Origin of the sequence: Paraburkholderia sp. SG-MS1, assembly GCF_012275575.1 — a bacterium.
Taxonomy (GTDB): Bacteria; Pseudomonadota; Gammaproteobacteria; order Burkholderiales; family Burkholderiaceae; genus Paraburkholderia.
Window position 1 is genome coordinate 1 of record NZ_NPIH01000190.1, and the last position, 15,321, is coordinate 15,321.

15 protein-coding genes are annotated in these 15,321 nt (G+C 65.6%); 9 read left to right on the plus strand and 6 right to left on the minus strand.

Annotation, left to right across the window (positions count from 1 at the left end):
• The 5 genes from CIC12_RS14650 to CIC12_RS14670 all read right to left on the minus strand — a co-directional run.
• On the minus strand, positions 1 to 391 hold a 391-nt coding region (locus tag CIC12_RS14650), incomplete at its 3' end, for a YaiI/YqxD family protein (RefSeq protein WP_168664813.1).
• 349 nt (positions 392 to 740) lie between these two features.
• Complete coding sequence (locus CIC12_RS14655; RefSeq protein ID WP_168664814.1) at positions 741 to 1,001, minus strand: DUF4148 domain-containing protein; 261 nt, start codon at positions 999 to 1,001, stop codon at positions 741 to 743.
• Positions 1,002 to 1,180: 179 nt separating this feature from the next.
• The gene (locus tag CIC12_RS14660; protein WP_168664815.1) at positions 1,181 to 1,954 is read right to left on the minus strand and encodes a slipin family protein; all 774 of its coding nucleotides are present in this window, start codon (positions 1,952 to 1,954) and stop codon (positions 1,181 to 1,183) included.
• Positions 1,951 to 3,564 (minus strand): NfeD family protein, encoded by a 1,614-nt coding sequence (locus CIC12_RS14665; RefSeq protein ID WP_168664816.1) that lies wholly within the window; start codon positions 3,562 to 3,564, stop codon positions 1,951 to 1,953. Before CIC12_RS14665 ends, CIC12_RS14660 begins: the two co-directional genes overlap by 4 nt.
• A gap of 84 nt (positions 3,565 to 3,648) precedes the next feature.
• Positions 3,649 to 4,686, minus strand: coding sequence for an AraC family transcriptional regulator (locus CIC12_RS14670; protein ID WP_168664817.1), 1,038 nt, complete (start codon positions 4,684 to 4,686; stop codon positions 3,649 to 3,651).
• Positions 4,687 to 4,929: 243 nt separating this feature from the next.
• Between CIC12_RS14670 and CIC12_RS14675 the strand changes: the two genes are divergently transcribed.
• From CIC12_RS14675 to CIC12_RS14715, 9 genes are all read left to right on the plus strand, one after another.
• Entirely contained in the window at positions 4,930 to 6,063 is a 1,134-nt protein-coding gene (locus tag CIC12_RS14675) for an acyl-CoA dehydrogenase family protein (protein WP_168664827.1), read from the plus strand.
• Positions 6,064 to 6,312: 249 nt separating this feature from the next.
• Positions 6,313 to 8,004, plus strand: a complete 1,692-nt coding sequence (locus tag CIC12_RS14680) for an AMP-binding protein (RefSeq protein ID WP_168664818.1) — start codon at positions 6,313 to 6,315, stop codon at positions 8,002 to 8,004.
• A gap of 86 nt (positions 8,005 to 8,090) precedes the next feature.
• On the plus strand, positions 8,091 to 9,611 hold the full coding sequence (locus CIC12_RS14685) for a CoA-acylating methylmalonate-semialdehyde dehydrogenase (RefSeq protein WP_168664819.1): 1,521 nt from the start codon (positions 8,091 to 8,093) through the stop codon (positions 9,609 to 9,611).
• 27 nt (positions 9,612 to 9,638) lie between these two features.
• Positions 9,639 to 10,550, plus strand: a complete 912-nt coding sequence (gene mmsB, locus CIC12_RS14690; RefSeq protein WP_168664820.1) for a 3-hydroxyisobutyrate dehydrogenase — start codon at positions 9,639 to 9,641, stop codon at positions 10,548 to 10,550.
• Positions 10,550 to 11,377 (plus strand): enoyl-CoA hydratase, encoded by an 828-nt coding sequence (locus tag CIC12_RS14695; protein ID WP_168664821.1) that lies wholly within the window; start codon positions 10,550 to 10,552, stop codon positions 11,375 to 11,377. Before mmsB ends, CIC12_RS14695 begins: the two co-directional genes overlap by 1 nt.
• Positions 11,374 to 12,534, plus strand: coding sequence for an enoyl-CoA hydratase/isomerase family protein (locus tag CIC12_RS14700; protein ID WP_168664822.1), 1,161 nt, complete (start codon positions 11,374 to 11,376; stop codon positions 12,532 to 12,534). Before CIC12_RS14695 ends, CIC12_RS14700 begins: the two co-directional genes overlap by 4 nt.
• Before the next feature lie 383 nt (positions 12,535 to 12,917).
• Positions 12,918 to 13,100: a CsbD family protein gene (locus CIC12_RS14705; protein ID WP_168664823.1), complete on the plus strand. Its 183-nt coding sequence runs from the start codon at positions 12,918 to 12,920 to the stop codon at positions 13,098 to 13,100.
• A 140-nt stretch (positions 13,101 to 13,240) separates the two neighbouring features.
• Entirely contained in the window at positions 13,241 to 13,396 is a 156-nt protein-coding gene (locus CIC12_RS14710) for a hypothetical protein (RefSeq protein ID WP_168664824.1), read from the plus strand.
• 160 nt (positions 13,397 to 13,556) lie between these two features.
• Positions 13,557 to 14,642, plus strand: coding sequence for an AI-2E family transporter (locus CIC12_RS14715; RefSeq protein ID WP_168664825.1), 1,086 nt, complete (start codon positions 13,557 to 13,559; stop codon positions 14,640 to 14,642).
• A 202-nt stretch (positions 14,643 to 14,844) separates the two neighbouring features.
• Here CIC12_RS14715 and CIC12_RS14720 read toward each other — a convergent pair.
• A partial coding sequence (locus tag CIC12_RS14720; protein ID WP_168664826.1) for a siderophore-interacting protein occupies positions 14,845 to 15,321 on the minus strand: 477 nt, incomplete at its 5' end.

Consider the following 15,321-nt stretch of genomic DNA (forward strand, 5'->3'; position numbering starts at 1 on the left):
GCGCACTGAAAGCGGCCGGGCCGCCCGTGTCGACGCCGCTCGCGCGCAGCTGGTCGAGCATCGAGCGCGTGCGCAGCCGCTCTTCGATGGTTCCGGGCGTGTACCAGTTGCCGCGCGGATCGAGCACCTCGGCGTTTTTGGCGAGCACGGCGGCGGCGAGCGGGATGTCGGCGGTGACCACGAGGTCGCCCGCGACGACGCGCCCGGCGATCAGGTCGTCGGCGGCGTCGAAGCCGGCGGGCACCTGGATCGCGCGGATCAGCGGCGACGGCGGCACGCGCAGAAACGCGTTGGCGACCAGCGTCAGCGGCATGCCGGTGCGGCGCGCGGCGCGAAACAGCATGTCCTTGATCACGACCGGGCAGGCGTCGGCATCAACCCAGATTGGCATCGCTCGGATTCCGGCAGCGGGGTTTATCGAAGGGGCGAGATGATACCTTGCCTGCGCGGGGCGCGCGGAGCAAGGAGCCGTGAGCGGAGCGCGGGTGATGGCGAAGGCCGCCGCCTGGCGGCGCAAGAGTGCGCGCCACGCGGCATTCTGAAGGTTCGGACTACGACAGGGAGAGTCGACGATTGAATGTGCAGCCAGTTCACCCGCCCACGCAGGCGCACTACAAGCAAAGGTCACCCCTTGGCCTGCCGGCAAGACGCAGACCACCAGCCGTCAAAGCAGCGTGCGAGGGCTGTGTTCGTCGACGACCATTGCACTCGTCGCGTCCAACCCGTCAGCCCGCGGCGCGTTATTGCGTCACCGTCCCGCCCGCCTGCTGCGCGCGCCGGGCCGCCACGATGCGCCCCGCGCGCTGCGCATTTTCCGGGTAGTCGATCCAGTCGAGCGGGTCGTAGCCGGCGGCACGCCATTCGATCAGATCGGCCCGGACCTGCGCCCGCGTTTTCGGCGCCGACGGATCATTGGGCTGCGCGTGCATCTGCGCGAATGCGGTGCCGATAGTCATGGCGGCCAACAGCGCGCCGAATCCAACTTGAGAAACCATTTTCATGATGAGCTCCTTGGGGAGCGGTTAACCAGACAAGCCCGGCATTCTAATTTCCGGTGGCCTGCCGAGTAAGACGATAGAAAGCAATGCATCGTTTCGCGTGCCGGCTGAAACACGTGAGGCGCGCGGCAACGCGTCGAACCTGTGCCGGTTCGCGGGCATTCACAAAAACTCTCCCTGCGTCATGGCGCCGTTGGCTTGCCGAAGCGGTCGAGCAGCGCGCTCAGCAGATCGATCGGCAGCGGAAACACGATCGTCGAATTCTTGTCGGCGGCGATCGTCGTGAGGGTTTGCAGATAGCGCAACTGCATCGCCTGGGGTTGCCGCGCGAGCGTCTGCGCCGCTTCAAGCAGATGCTGCGAAGCCTGCAATTCGCCTTCCGCGTGAATCACCTTGGCGCGCCGTTCGCGCTCGGCTTCGGCCTGGCGGGCAATCGCGCGGATCATCGTTTCGTTGATGTCGACGTGCTTGATCTCGACGATCGACACTTTGATGCCCCACGCGTCGGTCTGCGCGTCGAGCACTTTCTGGATGTCCGCGTTCAGTTGCTCGCGCTCGGCGAGCAGTTCGTCGAGTTCGTGCTTGCCGAGCACCGCGCGCAGCGTCGTCTGCGAAAGCTGGCTGGTCGCCTCGAAGTAGCGGGCCACCTGAATCACCGCTTTCTCCGGATCGACCACGCGGAAATAGACTACCGCGTTGACCTTCACCGAGACGTTGTCGCGTGTGATGACGTCCTGCGGCGGCACGTCGAACACGACGGTGCGCAGATCCATCCGCACCGCCTGCTGCACGACGGGAATGATCAGCACGAGGCCAGGGCCCTTGACCTTCCAGAAGCGCCCGAGCATGAAAACGACGCCTCGTTCGTACTCCCGGAAAATCCGCACCGACGACGCAATCAGCGCGGCCACCAGCAAAATCAGAATGCTGCTGAAACCGAATGTGAAACCGATCATGAGCGTTCTCCTTGTAGGGCTTCGCCCGACGCGACCGGCACGACGGTCAGCATCAATCCGTGCCGTGCCGTGACGCGCACCGGCTGGCCCGCCTCGACCGGGGCCGCGCTGGACACCCGCCAGCGTTCGCCGTGCACGCGCGCCCAGCCTTCGGGCGCGCCGCTCGCCGTCGCGTGCTCAGTCGAGAGACCGCCGTCGAGCACCACGCCGACGCTGCCGATCAACCCTTCCGAGCCGGTCACCACGGGCCGGCGCCGCGCGTGCAGCGCAAGCCGCGAGACGCCGAGCACGAACAGCACGCTGAACACGACCACGGCGGCAATCAGCGGCAGCGGGATGCCGTAGCCGGGCACGTCGGTGTCGATCAGCATCAGCGCGCCGATCACGAAGGCGACCACCCCGCCGAAGCCGAGCGAGCCGAAGGTCGGCAGAAACGCCTCGCCGATCAAAAACGCGATGCCGAGAAAGATCAGCCCGAGGCCGACGTAGTTGATGGGCAGCATCTGCATCGCGAACAGGCCGATCAGCAGACTGATCGCACCGACCACGCCGGGCAGAACGAAGCCCGGATTGGCGAATTCGAAGAAGAGGCCGTACATGCCGATCATCAACAGGACCAGCGCGACGCTCGGATCGGTGATGACGGCGAGGAAATGGCTGCGCCAGTCGGCTTCGAATGTCGCGAGCGGCGCGTGGGCGGTGCGCAGCGTGACGTCGCCGCCGCTCGTCGCGATCGTGCGGCCGTCCACCTGGCGCAGCAGGTCGGGCACGTCGCGCGCGACCAGATCGACGACGTGCTGCGCGAGCGCGTCTTCCGCCGACAGGCTCACGGCTTCGCGGACCGCGCGCTCGGCCCAGTCGGTATTGCGCCCCCGCATCTGCGCGAGGCCGCGGATGTAGGCGGCGGCGTCGTGGACCTGCTTGCGCAGTTCGGTCGATTGGGTGTCGAGGGGCAGGGCGGCGCCTTCACTGGCCGACGTGGTTGGTGCGGGCGTCGATGCGGACGAGTCGCTAGCACCAGAGCCGGAACCAGCGCTGGAACCGGCACCAGGCAGCCCGGGCACGCCTCGTCCCGGCAACCCCGGCGCTCCACCACCCGCAGGCGGCTCGCCGCCGCCAATCCCTATCTGCACCGGCGTCGCCGCGCCGAGATTGGTGCCCGGCGCCATTGCCGCGATATGGCTCGCGTAGACGATATACGTTCCGGCGCTCGCCGCCCGCGCGCCGCCCGGCGCGATGAACGTCGCGACCGGCACAGGCGAGCCGAGAATCGCCTTGATGATCTGCCGCATGGACGTATCGAGCCCGCCTGGCGTATCGAGTTGCAGCACCGCGAGTTGTGCGTGCTCGTCGGCGGCGCGCTGCAGGCTGCGCACGATGAAGTCCGCGCTGGCCGGACCGATCGCGCCATTCACCGGAATCACCACGACGCTGTTGCGCATGAGCGCGGCATAGAGCGGCGGCGCCATGAATTCGCACGATGCGAATCCAAACGCCAACAGTGCGCCAAGCGCGGTCATGCCGCGCATCAACCGGCCCACGACGCCGCTACGGATATGCGGCCGGCGCGGACCAGACTGCCGGAACGGGAGACGCGGATACGTGCTCATCGCTGACGGCTGCCGCGCCCGGCCAACAGGTATTGGCCGGCGCGGGCCGATACCCCAGAAGAAGGCTGGCCTGCCGATTACAGCTTAGTCCGATTCCGCGCGCCGCGTGAAATCCGCACGCGCCGGCCGGTAGTCGCCCGGTCGCATGCCGGTCCACTTGCGAAACGCGCGATGAAACGCGCTCGGTTCCGCAAAGCCCACCATGCTGGCGATGTCGGCGATCGTGCGCTCGCCGCTTTGCAATTCGCCGATCGCGATGTCGCGCCGCAAGTCGTCCTTGATCGACTGGTAGGTATGGCCTTCCTGTTTCAAACGCCGCCGCATCGTCGCCTCGGCGACGTGCAGGCGCGCGGCCATCTGATCGGCGCCCGGCCAGCCGGCCATCGGTAGTGCACGCAGTGTTTTGCGCACGCGCGCCGCGAGCGAACCGGCGTTGCGATACTTGACGATGAAGCTGCCGGGCGCATCGCGCAGGAACGGCTTGACCGACCTGGTCGTCTGGATCACCGGCAGCTCGACGAAGAGCGGCGCGAGATCGACGTAGGACTCGGGCTGCTCGAAGCTCATCTGATCACAGAACATCAGCCGGTATTCGTGCGCGGCGGGTGGCGTGGCGCAGCGAAAGCGCGCTTCGAGCAACGGAATGCGCCGTCCGACCAGCCAGCACAGCAACCCGTACACGAGGATGAACCAGGTCGCGTAGGCGAACATGGCCGGCGCGGGCGCGCCTTCGCGCTCGACGAATCTGAGGCGCACGCGCCTCGCGCTGGTGTCGATCTGCGCGCCGAGGTCGTCGAGCACGAGGCGCATGAAGCCGACTGCGCGCGCCAACGCCTGCGCGCCGTTGCGCGCGGTCAGCGCGGCCTGCGTCATCGCGATGAAGCTGCCGCTTTTCATGCGGTGCGAATCCTGGCCGAAGAACTCGTCGTCGAGCGCGCGCGCAATCGCGGCCCACAGCGCGCCGTATTGCGCCGACGACACCCGGCTCTTCGGCGAAGCCAGCATCGGTGCGGCGATGCCGGCGGCTTCGGCGAGCGGCAGCGCATCGAGGCCGCGGGCCCGGGCGAGGGCGAGGGTCTCCTCGACCAGACTGACGGAAATCGTGCCCTTGTCGTTTTTCATGACGCAGAGGTCTGGCTGGCAAACGCGCTCAGTGTTGTCCTGATGGCGGTCTCGCCAAGTGCTTGAAATAGCGGACCGAAGAAGGTTTGTATGGTAGCAGTATGGCAAATGCGCTCAATGAGAATGATCGGGCTGAGCATCGAAGCAATCCGGCGGCTTGCCTACACTTTGCGTCAACCGGAGGCGCTCGCGCTTGATATCGAGCGCCGCGACCGGCTGCACAGCACGATAAAGGACCGGCCCATGGAGAGCTTCTACACCGACGAACAACGGATGATCCGCGACGCCGCGCGCGATTTCGCCAGCGAGCGCCTCGCGCCGCACGCAGCGCAATGGGACCGCGACGCGCAACTGCCCGCCGACGTCGTCACGCAGATGGGCGATCTCGGCTTCCTCGGCATGATCGTGCCGCCGCAGTGGGGCGGGTCGTACACCGACTACGTCGCCTACGCGCTCGCGCTCGAAGAGATCGCCGCCGGCTGCGCCGCCTGTGCCACGGTGATGAGCGTGCATAACTCGGTCGGCTGCGGGCCGATTCTCAACTTCGGCAGCGACGTGCAAAAAGATCGCTATCTGCACGATCTGGCGACCGGCCGACGGATCGGCGCGTTTTGCCTGACCGAGCCGCAGGCCGGTTCCGAGGCGAACAATCTGCGCTCGCGCGCGGTACTGCGCGAAGGCCAGTGGATTCTCAACGGCAGCAAGCAGTTCGTGACCAACGGCGCGCGCGCGGACCTCGCGATCGTCTTTGCCGTCACCGATCCGGCGCGCGGCAAGCGCGGCCTGTCCGCGTTCATCGTGCCGACCGGCACGCCGGGTTTCAACGTGGGCAAGCCCGAGCACAAGCTCGGCATTCGCGCTTCGGACACCTGCCCGATTTCGCTCGACGACTGCGCGGTGCCCGAAGCCAATCTGCTCGGCGAACCGGGCGAGGGCTTGCGCATTGCGCTGTCGAATCTCGAAGGCGGGCGGATCGGCATCGCCGCGCAGGCGGTCGGCATCGCGCGGGCCGCATTCGACGCCGCGCGCCGCTATGCGAGCGAACGCGTGCAGTTCGGCAAGGCGCTCAAGGATCATCAGACTATCGCCAACATGCTCGCCGACATGGCCACGCGCCTGAACGCCGCGCGCCTGCTCGTGCATCACGCGGCGCGGCTGCGCTCGGCGGGTGAGCCGTGTTTGTCGGAAGCATCGCAGGCGAAGCTGTTCGCGTCGGAACTGGCCGAGCAGATCTGCTCGAACGCGATCCAGATTCACGGCGGTTATGGCTATCTGGAAGATTACGCGGTGGAGCGCCATTACCGCGATGCCCGCATCACGCAGATTTACGAAGGAACCAGCGAGGTACAGCGGATGGTGATTGCGCGCCATGTTTAGACGGCAGCGGCACGGCGTTTGAGCGCAAAATAGCTTGGCCCGGTGGGCGTAGGTGAAGCATGAGCGCCAGCAAGGCAGCAGGGCAAGACGAAGTATCAGCGGGACACAAGCAGAGCGCATACCGCGCCATCCACTAGCAACCATGTTGCATAAGACGGGAGTCAGTGCCGCGCATGGGTCGGAGCAAGTGCTAAAGCACTCACGCCGGCCGACAGCTAAAGCGCCAACTCCGGTCGACAGGAGACGACGATGACTGCAGCGAAGGCCTTTTTCGACGCGCGCGATCTGTTATTGCGCCACCGAACCGACTACGACCGCGCCTACCGCGAATTCACCTGGCCGGCATTGGGCGAATTCAACTGGGCGCTCGATTACTTCGACGTCATCGCACGCAACAATCACAACCCCGCGCTATGGATCGTCGATGACCCCGCCACTGACGGCCTGCGCCTGTCCTACGCGCAGATGTCCGAGCGCTCGGCGCGTATGGCGAACTTCCTGCGCGCGTCGGGCGTCGGCCGTGGCGACCGCGTACTGCTGATGCTGCCCAACCGCGTCGAACTGTGGGACGTGATGCTCGCGGCGATGAAGCTCGGCGCGATCGTGCTGCCCGCCACCACTCAGCTTTCCGCCGACGACGTGCGTGAGCGCGTGCAGATCGGCGGCGCGAAGTTCGTGGTGGTCGATAGCGCCGAGCTGGCCAAGTTCGATACGCTCGACGTGCCGCTCACGCGCTTCTCGGCGGGCGCACCGCGCGACGGCTGGATCGATCTGGCCGTAGCCTGCGACGCGTCGCCGCAATTCACGCCCGACGGCGTCACGCAAGCCACCGACACGCTGCTGCTGTACTTCACGTCGGGCACGACGTCGAAACCGAAGCTCGTCGAACACACGCATCAGAGCTATCCGGTCGGCCATCTGTCGACGATGTACTGGATCGGGCTGCAACCGAACGACGTCCATTGGAACATCAGCTCGCCGGGCTGGGCCAAGCACGCCTGGAGCTGCTTCTTCGCGCCATGGAACGCGCAGGCCTGCGTGTTCGTGTACAACTTCGCGCGCTTCGTGCCGAAAGACACGCTGAATGCGCTGGTGCGCTTTAACGTCACCACGCTGTGCGCGCCGCCGACCGTGTGGCGCATGCTGGTGCAGGAGCGGCTCACCGATTATCCGGTCACGCTGCGCGAGATCGTCGGGGCGGGGGAACCGTTGAATCCGGAGATCATCGAGCGCGTGAAGCACGCGTGGGGCATCACCATTCGCGACGGTTTCGGCCAGACCGAGACCACTTGCCAGATCGGCAACCCGCCGGGGCAGCCGGTGGTCGCCGGGTCCATGGGGCGGCCGCTGCCGGGCTACCGGATCGAACTGCTCGACGCGGACGATCAGCCTGTGACCGAAGGCGAAATTTCGCTGCCTTTGAACGAGCGTCCGCTCGGTTTGATGACCGGCTACGCGAACAACGCGAACGCCACCGCGCAGGCAATGCGTAACGGCTTCTACCGCACCTCCGATGTCGCGCTGCGCCGCGACGACGGCTACTACGTCTACGTCGGCCGATCCGATGACGTGTTCAAATCGTCCGACTATCGCCTGAGTCCGTTCGAACTGGAAAGCGTGCTGATCGAGCATGAGGCCATTGGCGAAGCCGCCGTGGTGCCGAGCGCCGATGCGCTGCGCCTGGCAGTCCCCAAAGCGTTCGTCACCGTGCGTCACGGCTACGAAGCGGGGCCCGAGCTCGCGCGCGCCGTATTCGCGTTCTCGCGCGAAAAGCTCGCACCGTATAAGCGGATTCGGCGTCTGCAATTCAGCGAATTGCCGAAGACCATCTCCGGCAAGATCCGCCGCGTCGAATTGCGGCGCCGCGAAATGGAGCGCGCGGCAGAACCCGCGCGTTTGCCCGGCGAGTACTGGGAAGAGGATTTCCCGGAGCTGCGTTGATCCTTTTCATTCCGCCATTTCCCCGTCATTCCCGTTATCACCGTCACTCTGAGGCCGCCGCGCGGCCCACGCACAGGAGTTCCAGCATGAGCGCAATTGCTTCGAACCAGGCCGTCGCCACCGTCAAACTGCTGATCAACGGCGAGTTCGTCGAATCGACAACCCGCGAATGGCGCGACATCGTCAATCCCGCCACGCAGGAAGTGCTGGCGCGCGTGCCGTTTGCCACCGTCGACGAAGTCAACGAAGCGGTGCGCAGCGCGCACGCCGCGTTCAAGACCTGGAAGGACACGCCGATCGGCGCGCGCATGCGCATCATGCTGAAGTACCAGGCGCTGATTCGCGAGCACATGCCGCGCATCGCGAAGACGCTGAGCGCCGAGCAGGGCAAGACGATTCCCGACGCCGAAGGCGACATCTTCCGCGGACTCGAAGTGGTCGAGCATGCGTGCTCGATCGGTACGCTGCAGCAGGGCGAATTCGCGGAGAACGTGGCGGGCGGCGTCGATACCTACACGCTGCGCCAGCCGCTCGGCGTGTGTGCCGGCATCACGCCGTTCAACTTCCCCGCGATGATCCCGCTGTGGATGTTTCCGATGGCAATCGTCTGCGGCAATACCTTTGTGCTTAAACCGTCGGAGCAGGACCCGCTGTCGACGATGCAACTGGTCGAACTCGCGCTCGAAGCGGGCGTGCCGAAAGGCGTGCTGAACGTCGTGCACGGTGGCAAGGAAGTGGTCGATGCGCTCTGCACGCACGCGCTGATCAAGGCGGTTTCGTTCGTCGGTTCGACGGCGGTCGGCACGCACGTGTACCACCTCGGCAGCGAGCACGGCAAGCGCGTGCAGTCGATGATGGGCGCGAAGAATCACGCGGTGGTGTTGCCCGACGCGAACCGCGAGCAGACTTTGAACGCGCTCGCCGGCGCGGGCTTCGGCGCGGCCGGACAGCGCTGCATGGCGACCTCGGTCGTGGTGCTGGTGGGCGCCGCGCAGCAGTGGTTGCCGGAGCTCGTCGCGAAGGCGAAGACGCTCAGGGTCAACGCGGGCAACGAGCCGAACACCGACATCGGCCCGGTGGTCTCGCGCGCGGCGAAGCAACGCATTCTCGGTCTGATCGATGCGGGTGTGAAAGAAGGCGCGACGCTCGCACTCGATGGCCGCGACGTGAAGGTGCCCGGCTACGAGCAAGGCAACTTCATCGGCCCGACGATTTTCACCGACGTCACCACGGAAATGGAAATCTACCGCACCGAGATTTTCGGCCCTGTGCTGCAGGTGCTGAACGTCGCCACGCTCGACGACGCGATCGCGCTCGTCAATCGCAATCCGTTCGGCAACGGTGTCGGCCTCTTCACGCAGAGCGGCGCGGCGGCGCGCAAATTCCAGAGCGAGATCGACATCGGGCAGGTCGGCATCAACATTCCGATTCCGGTACCGGTGCCGTTCTTCAGCTTCACCGGCTCGCGCGGCTCGAAGCTCGGCGACCTTGGCCCGTACGGCAAACAGGTCGTGCAGTTCTATACGCAGACCAAGACCGTGACGGCCCGCTGGTTCGACGACGACACGGTCAACGACGGCGTCAACACGACGATCAGCCTGCGCTGAGCGGCGCGCGAAAACGGAGACGACATCATGAAGATAGGCTTTATCGGACTCGGCAATATGGGCGCGCCGATGGCGCACAACCTGCTGAAGGCGGGCCACGCGCTCAACGTATTCGACCTGAACGCGCAAGCCGTGCAGGCGCTCGTCGATGCCGGTGCGAAGGCGGCCGGCTCACCCAAAGCGGCCGTGAGCGACGTGGAATGCGTGATCACGATGCTGCCCGCCGCCGCGCACGTGCGCAGCGTACTGAGCGCGGACGACGGCGTGTTCCAGGGCATCGCGAAAGGCGTGCCGATCATCGATTCGAGCACGATCGATCCGGCCAGCGTAAAGGCGTTCGCCGAACTCGCGGCGCAGCATGGCAACACCTTCGTCGATGCGCCGGTGTCGGGCGGCACGGGCGGCGCGGCGGCGGGCACGCTGACTTTCATGGTCGGCGGCAGCGCCAGCGCGTACGAACAGGTCAAGCCAGTGCTCTGCGCGATGGGCAAGAACATCGTGCATTGCGGCGACACCGGCACCGGGCAGGTCGCGAAGATCTGCAACAACCTCGTGCTCGGCATCACGATGGCGGGCGTGGCCGAGGCGATGTCGCTGGGCGAGGCGCTCGGCATCGACGCGAAGGTGCTGGGCGGCATCATCAATACGTCGACGGGACGCTGCTGGAGTTCGGACACGTATAACCCGATGCCCGGCGTGATCGATACCGCGCCGTCGACGCGCGGCTACACCGGCGGCTTCGGCACCGATCTGATGCTCAAGGATTTGGGGCTTGCCACCGACGCCGCCCGCAGCGCGCGTCAGCCGGTCTATCTCGGCGCGCTCGCGCAGCAGCTTTATCAAACGATGAGCACGAAAGGCGCGGGACGTCTCGACTTTTCGGCGGTCATCAAGCTTTATCGTCACGCGGCCGACGACGGCAAACAAGGAGGCGCGTGATGATCGAACTCGACTATGCGCACGACGGCGCCGTCGCGCAAGTGACGCTCAAGCGGCCGCCCGCGAACGCGTTCACCGCCGATGGCTTGCTGCAATTGCAGCACACCGTCGAAAGGCTGAACCACGAGGCACGCGTGCGTGCGATCGTGATCACCGGTGACGGCCCGAAGTTTTTCAGCGCGGGCGCCGACCTGAACACGTTTGCCGACGGCAATCGCGAAGTCGCGCGTACGGCGGCGGCGCGCTTCGGCGCGGCCTTCGAGACCTTGCAGAACGCGCGGGCCGTCGTGATCGCGGCGATCAACGGCTATGCGATGGGCGGCGGACTCGAATGCGCGCTCGCCTGCGACATCCGCATCGCCGAACAGCATGCGCTGCTGGCGTTGCCGGAGACCGCGGTTGGCCTGCTGCCGTGCGGTTGCGGCACGCAGACGCTGCCATGGCTGGTCGGCGAAGGCTGGGCCAAACGGATGATACTGACCGGCGAACGTGTCGATGCGGCGACCGCATTGCGCATCGGTCTCGTCGAGGAAGTCGTCGAAAGAGGCGCTGCGCTCGGCGCCGCGCTGACGATGGCCGCGCGCGTTGCCGGTCTGAGCCCGCAGGCGGTCGGCTTCAGCAAGACGCTGATCCATCACGCGCGCAACGGCGTGCCGCGTGCGGCGGCGCTGGCGCTGGAACGCGAGCGCTTCGTCGATCTGTTCGACGGCGCGGATCAGCGTGAAGGGGTCAACGCGTTCCTCGAAAAACGCACGCCGCGCTGGCAGGCGGACTCGCGCACGCAGTCAGGACAGGCCACCCACGCACAGACGGAGATTCACGGATGAGCGCCTTGCAAAGCGTCGCATCCGATGTGAGCGCGCAGGCGCAGCGCGAGATTCTGTTTCGCGTCGTCAACCGCGTGGCGATCATTACGCTGAACCGTCCGGCCACGCTCAATGCGCTCTCGCATGCAATGGTGCGTGAGCTTGCCGTGCTGGTCGAACATTGCCGCCGTGACAGCGGCATTGTCGCGCTCGTGCTCAAGGGTGCGGGCGCGAAAGCCTTTTGCGCCGGCGGCGATGTGCGCGAAGTGCATCGGCTGGCGAAGAATGGCGATCATCGCTGGCTTGCGTTTTTCGTCGACGAATACCGGCTCGACTTCGCGCTGCACACCTTGGCGAAACCAGTGGTCGCGCTGCTCGACGGCATTGCAATGGGTGGCGGGATGGGGCTCGGTCAGGCGGCGCGGCTGCGCATCGTCACCGAGCGCAGCAAAATCGCGATGCCTGAGACGCGTATCGGCTTTTTGCCGGACGTCGGCGCAACGCGTTTTCTAAGCGTGCTGCCGGTGGAACACGCGCTTTATGTCGGGCTGACCGGCGTGTCCTTGTCCGGCGCCGATGCATTGCGTCTGCGGCTGGCCGACCTGTGCGTGCCGGCGGAATGGCTCGCCAGCTTCGAGGAACGTCTGCAGCGCATGTCGCACGAGGGTGATTTGATGACCGCGTTGCGCGGTGTGTTCGAGCCGCCGTGTAACGTCGTCCCGCATGCGGCGTTGGCGCCGTTGACGCAACCGATCGCGCGGCACTTCGACCGGCGCGCGAGCGTCGAGCGGATCGTCGCGACGTTGCGCCACGATCTGGAGCGTGGGCCGCCGCGCGAGGTGAAACAGTGGCTGCAGTCGACTTACGACGCACTGACCGGCCACTCGCCGACGATGCTCTGCGTTACACGCGAAGCACTGTTGCGCGGCCGGCAGATGACGCTCGCCGAGTGTTTCCGGATGGAACTGGGCATTGTCAAACGGGTGATCGAGGAGGGCGATTTCTGCGAAGGGGTGCGGGCGCAGTTGATCGACAAGGACCGCAACGCGCGCTGGGCGCCCGCGACGCTGGCGCAAGTGCGGCCCGAACGGGTCCAGCATTTTCTGGCTTCGCCGTGGAAGGGCGCGGAGCATCCGCTCGCGGGCTTGGAGGGCGAGTCGTCATCTGACAATCGTTAGCACGTGTGCGACCACAGCCTTGCGCTGACTGGCTCGCGCGTACGATCACGAAGGCCGCATCTGCGGCCTTTTCTACTGGCGCGTCTTTGCTCCGCCCCTCGGGCACAAAGTGTGCTCGTGTCCCAACGTTGTTGCTCCGAAGCGGATCGCGCAAAGCGAAGCGGTCCACGAAACGATGCTGGTGATGGGCAGATCGAAGCGTGTGCAATGCAATCCATGCACGGCATCGGGCGACGCGCACCGAAGCGGTACGACGAATGCGCTAGTCGTGCTCGCGACGAACGCGCTGACACATAGCACGCGCAACATTGCACTCCAACCTGGCAATTCAGACATCCCTGCGGCATCACCCGTGTGCAACTTAATCGTTTGAGGAAAACGTCATGGACAAGAATCGTGTCGAAGGTGAAGCGATGCAACTCAAGGGCTCGGTGAGAGAAGCGATCGGCAAGGTCACAGGCAATCGCATGACACAAGCCGAGGGCGCGGCTGAAAAGCTGGCCGGCCGGATGCAGGCAAAGCTCGGCGAAGCGGTCGACGCGCTGCGCGATCGCGCGAAAAGGTAGAGCGATCAACGGCATGCGCCGCAGCGCTGCCGCTCAAGCGGTTCAAGCATGTAGAGCGGCGCATGCCCATCAGGCGCAAACGTGCCACCGCTCTCTAACGTCAACGGACGCGCCGTCGGCGGTTTGACGGGCGATCCGACTTGCAGGCCGAGGGCACGATCCGCCAGCTAGCCATGCAGGCGCGGGCGAAACACGGCGAAAGCGTCGAGCAGATCGCCGAAGCGAGGCGCAATACTCCGCGTGGCGCGTTGTTGCTTGCGGCGTGCGTCGGCTTTCTGCCAGGCAAGCTGGTGTAGTCGATCCCGCGCAAATCCCGGCGCCGCGCCGCGTGGCGGCTGTCATCGGCGACGAGAGCGGGCCCGGCACGCGTTCACAATCCCGCGGCTGCCTGATATTGTGCGATGTTCCCCGGCGCGCTCGCGGCGCCGGATCTCATCGCTCACTCGAGGAAGGTTCATGCTCGGATTCGATGTCTGCACGGCCAGAAAAGTCTGGACCGCGTGCTTGATCGCGCTGCTGTTTTTCGTCGTCTATATCGCGTCGACCACGGTGCTGGTGGTGGTGTTCGCGGTGTTTTTCAGCTATCTGATCTACCCGATGGTCGAGCTCGTCGAGCGCGTCAGGCCGCGCCGCATGCCGCGGGTCGCATCGATTGCGCTGGTGTTCGTGGTCGTCGTCGCGGTCATCGCGGTGGTCGGTTCGATCTTCGGCGTGCAATTGCAGGACCAGGCGACGCATCTGTTCGCGCAACTGCCCACCTTGCTGAGGTCGGATGTGCCCAGTCGTTTTCCGTTGCCGCACTTTCTCGAACCGTTGCGCGAACGGATCGTCGATTTCGTGCGCGGCCAGATCGAGACCGGTTCCGACAAGGCCGTGCCGGTGGCGCGCAGCGTGGGCCTGGGTGTCGTGCACGCGGCCAGCAACCTGATCTACCTCGTGCTGATTCCGATCTTGAGCTTTCTGCTGATCAAGGAAGGTCCGCAGATGCGCGATGCGTGTCTCGAACTGCTGACGGCGCGGCATCGCACGCTGTGGGCGGAGATCGTCACGGACCTGAATGTGCTGTTGTCGAAGTATGTGCGCGCGCTGCTGTTTTTATCGCTGGCCACGTTGATCTGCTATGGCGTCGCGTTTTCGCTACTCGGCGTGCCTTACGCGTTTCTGCTCGCGGTGAGCGCGGGCTTGCTGGAGTTCGTGCCATTTGCCGGACCGCTGGCTGCCGTCGCGATCACGCTGGCGGTCGCGGTTTTCAGCGGCTATCCGCATCTGCTGTGGCTGGTGGTTTTTATCGGCCTGTACCGGCTGTTTCAGGACTACGTGCTCAATCCTTATCTGATGAGCGAAGGCGTGGAGGTCAGTCCGTTTCTCGTCATCGTCGGGCTGCTCGCGGGAGATCAGCTCGGCGGCGTCGCGGGCATTTTTTTGGCCGTACCCGTGATCGCGATGTTGAAGATCATCATCGGCAGGGCGAGGGTTTTTTACGCGACGTCGCACGCGGAGGGCGAAACCGCGAGGCGCGCATTGACCGGGAAAACCGACTGAGGGCGAAAGCTCAACGCCATTGCCGCATCCGCAACACGCGGCGCCTCAGCAGAGCGCGCCGCGTGTTGCGCTCATCCGAGCCGCGTTGGCTTTCGCCGACCACTATTGTTGTTCGACGCGCGGCGTCTGCGGGAGCCCCTCGGCTTGCTCATCGCGCTCGCGGGTGCCCGCGCGAAACGCGCTGTCCGGTGAGCGTGCACGTTCAATCGTCGAGCGATTCGTGAACTGCTTGCGCGCCCTGCTTCCAGTAACTGGCCGCGCGAATGCGCGACTTGTCGACACCGCGTTCCGCGCACAGATGCTGACGCACCGCACGCATTGTCGCGGATTCGCCGGCGGCCCAGACGTAGCCTTCGCCGTGTTCCGGCAGATAGATTTCGCGGACCGCCTGCAACAGCGCCGAGCCGCGTTCGCGCGCTTCACTGCGATGACACCAGACCAGATGCAGCTCGGCTTGTGTCGTGAACTCGATTTGCGCCGACGGATCGGCCACTTCGATCACCGCGGCGGCGCGCGCGCCGGCCGGCAGTTCTTCGAGGCGGCGGGCGATTGCGGGCAGCGCGGTATCGTCGCCGACCAGCACATGCCAGTCGAACGCGGTGGGAATCACGAGCGAGCCGCGCGGGCCGCCGATGCCGAGGTACTGGCCGACTTTGGCCTGCGCCGCCCAGTTCGCGGC

Coding starts and splice junctions, on each gene's coding strand:
- CIC12_RS14700 (WP_168664822.1), top strand. CDS start 11,374: ATGAGCGCCTTGCAAAGCGTCGCATCCGATGTGAGCGCGCAGGCGCAG.
- CIC12_RS14680 (WP_168664818.1), top strand. CDS start 6,313: ATGACTGCAGCGAAGGCCTTTTTCGACGCGCGCGATCTGTTATTGCGC.
- CIC12_RS14715 (WP_168664825.1), top strand. CDS start 13,557: ATGCTCGGATTCGATGTCTGCACGGCCAGAAAAGTCTGGACCGCGTGC.
- CIC12_RS14675 (WP_168664827.1), top strand. CDS start 4,930: ATGGAGAGCTTCTACACCGACGAACAACGGATGATCCGCGACGCCGCG.
- CIC12_RS14660 (WP_168664815.1), bottom strand. CDS start 1,954: ATGATCGGTTTCACATTCGGTTTCAGCAGCATTCTGATTTTGCTGGTG.
- CIC12_RS14670 (WP_168664817.1), bottom strand. CDS start 4,686: ATGAAAAACGACAAGGGCACGATTTCCGTCAGTCTGGTCGAGGAGACC.
- CIC12_RS14695 (WP_168664821.1), top strand. CDS start 10,550: ATGATCGAACTCGACTATGCGCACGACGGCGCCGTCGCGCAAGTGACG.
- CIC12_RS14665 (WP_168664816.1), bottom strand. CDS start 3,564: ATGAGCACGTATCCGCGTCTCCCGTTCCGGCAGTCTGGTCCGCGCCGG.
- CIC12_RS14705 (WP_168664823.1), top strand. CDS start 12,918: ATGGACAAGAATCGTGTCGAAGGTGAAGCGATGCAACTCAAGGGCTCG.
- CIC12_RS14685 (WP_168664819.1), top strand. CDS start 8,091: ATGAGCGCAATTGCTTCGAACCAGGCCGTCGCCACCGTCAAACTGCTG.
- CIC12_RS14655 (WP_168664814.1), bottom strand. CDS start 1,001: ATGAAAATGGTTTCTCAAGTTGGATTCGGCGCGCTGTTGGCCGCCATG.
- mmsB (WP_168664820.1), top strand. CDS start 9,639: ATGAAGATAGGCTTTATCGGACTCGGCAATATGGGCGCGCCGATGGCG.